Origin of the sequence: Chryseobacterium oryctis (assembly GCF_025971925.1) — a bacterium.
Lineage (GTDB): Bacteria > Bacteroidota > Bacteroidia > Flavobacteriales > Weeksellaceae > Chryseobacterium > Chryseobacterium oryctis.
In genome coordinates this window covers 1-1,872 of record NZ_JAPDHV010000013.1, presented here as the reverse complement: position 1 = coordinate 1,872, position 1,872 = coordinate 1, and the positions used below count along the sequence as shown (strand labels likewise).

Here is a 1,872-nt window from a genome sequence, read left to right as displayed (position 1 = left end):
GATATAACAATACAGGAATCCGTTACAAAGTAAGTTACTGGGATAATTATCAGAAACTGAGAGTAGAAATAAAAGACTATTTATTGAAGCAGATAAAAGAATTAAAAAGCAATAAATAAATAAATAAATAAATAAATAAATTGCCTGACCTGCAAGGTCTGGGTCACAGTGGTTCGCTAATGGTTCACAAAAAAGAACATGTACGATAACATAACTAACTAAAAACCAAACACTAAAAACTAAAAACAAAGTTAGCGACCCAAAATTTAAAATAATGCAAAAGCAAAACAGTCGTATATGGAAAACTTCAGAAGATATTTAGAACTCAGAAACTATCAGAAAAAGAATGTCAAAAGAATAGTAGCCATAGCCAAAGAATACGAAGAATACAGAGAAAAAGGAAACCTTCCCAAAGAATATATCGGTTATCTGAAACTAAGAAAAAATAAAAATAATCCTGAGAAATTACTCAGCAACGGCACGGTAAACAATTATTTAACAGCCCTGAAACTATACAAAAATTACAGAAAAAATATTGAACGGAAAGAAACCAATCTTGTGATATGCAGAAGCCTTAAAACCTATACCCCAAAAATAGAAATAGTAAGTCCGGAAGAAATACAAAGTCTATTTGAAGCTACCGTAAACACTAGAGACAAAGCCGTTTTATGTTGCTTATATTATCTGGGATTAAGAGCCGGAGAAGCGGCAGAATTATTATTGGAAGATGTTGATTTAGAAAATGCAAAAGCATTGGTAAGAAAATCCAAAACAGGATACCAAAGAGAAGTTCCGATACACAGCAAAGCAAGAGATATTTTTGAAGAATATTTACTCATAAGAGAACACAAAGGAGAAGGGTTTTTACAAGGATTAAAAGGAAATTTAACCACTTCCGGAATAGAGTTCATTATAGATAAAACAGCAGAAAAAAGCAAGATTAAAAAAAGAATATATCCTCATTTACTAAGACACAGCATTGCAACCCATTTACTGAAAAACGGAATGGAACTTAAAAAAGTAAGCCTGTTTTTAGGACACAGAAGTTTAGAAAGCACACAGAGATATACACATTTATGAAAGAGTTTTTACATTATTTAAAAGAACATTATCACTATGCAGAAAGAACAGTTACAGAAAAAGAAAATCATATTTTATTATGGAAAAGCATATGTTCCCGAAAACAGAATTTTGATACCGTAACAACACAAGAATTATTAAATATAATAGAATTATTACAGAAAAAATACTCCCTGAATACCATCAACAATCATATCAAAACCGTAGAACAATACTTTGATTATCTTCAATTGAAAGGAAAAAGGAAAGACCACCCATTAAAAAACTTTAGAATAAAAACACCAAAAAGACCATTAATTACAGGATTTTTAACAGAAGATGAGCTACACGAAATTTACACAAGATTTACAAATAGAAAATACCAAATACAAAAGTTCGACATCTACGGAAAAAGGGACAAAATCATTCTGGGATTAATCATTTATCAGGCTTTAAGTTCAGGATGTTTACGAGAATTAGAACTTAAAGATATTGATTTGGAAAAAGGGCTCATCAGAGTACCAAAAGCCACAGAAAACAGATTCAATGAGAGAACTTTATCCTTAGAAGCTTCGCAAATTTTAGACATCTATCATTACATAAAACAAACAAGACCCCAATTAGTAAAGCTCTTGAAAACAAACACAGAAACTGAAAAACTTTTCGTCACAGACAGAAATACCAAATTTAGCAATATCACCACCGAAATCAGAAAAAAAATAGAAATCCAAAATTTACAGCAAATCAGAAACAGCAGAATCAATCTCTGGCTAAAACAATATAATTTAAGAGAAGTACAATACAAAGCAGGAT

At 30.8% G+C, this 1,872-nt stretch carries 2 protein-coding genes; both read left to right on the top strand.

What is annotated here, in order from left to right; genetic code table 11:
* Nucleotides 1–297 precede the first annotated feature (297 nt).
* The gene (locus tag OH806_RS16480; RefSeq protein WP_264744777.1) at nucleotides 298–1,080 is read left to right on the top strand and encodes a tyrosine-type recombinase/integrase; all 783 of its coding nucleotides are present in this window, start codon (nucleotides 298–300) and stop codon (nucleotides 1,078–1,080) included.
* Nucleotides 1,077–1,872: tyrosine-type recombinase/integrase (locus OH806_RS16475; RefSeq protein ID WP_264744776.1), on the top strand; the 796-nt coding region annotated here is incomplete at its 3' end. The genes OH806_RS16480 and OH806_RS16475, both read left to right, overlap by 4 nt.

Bases quoted from the DNA above. Each gene is read 5' to 3' on its own strand.
- OH806_RS16480 (WP_264744777.1), top strand. From the start codon at position 298: ATGGAAAACTTCAGAAGATATTTAGAACTCAGAAACTATCAGAAAAAG.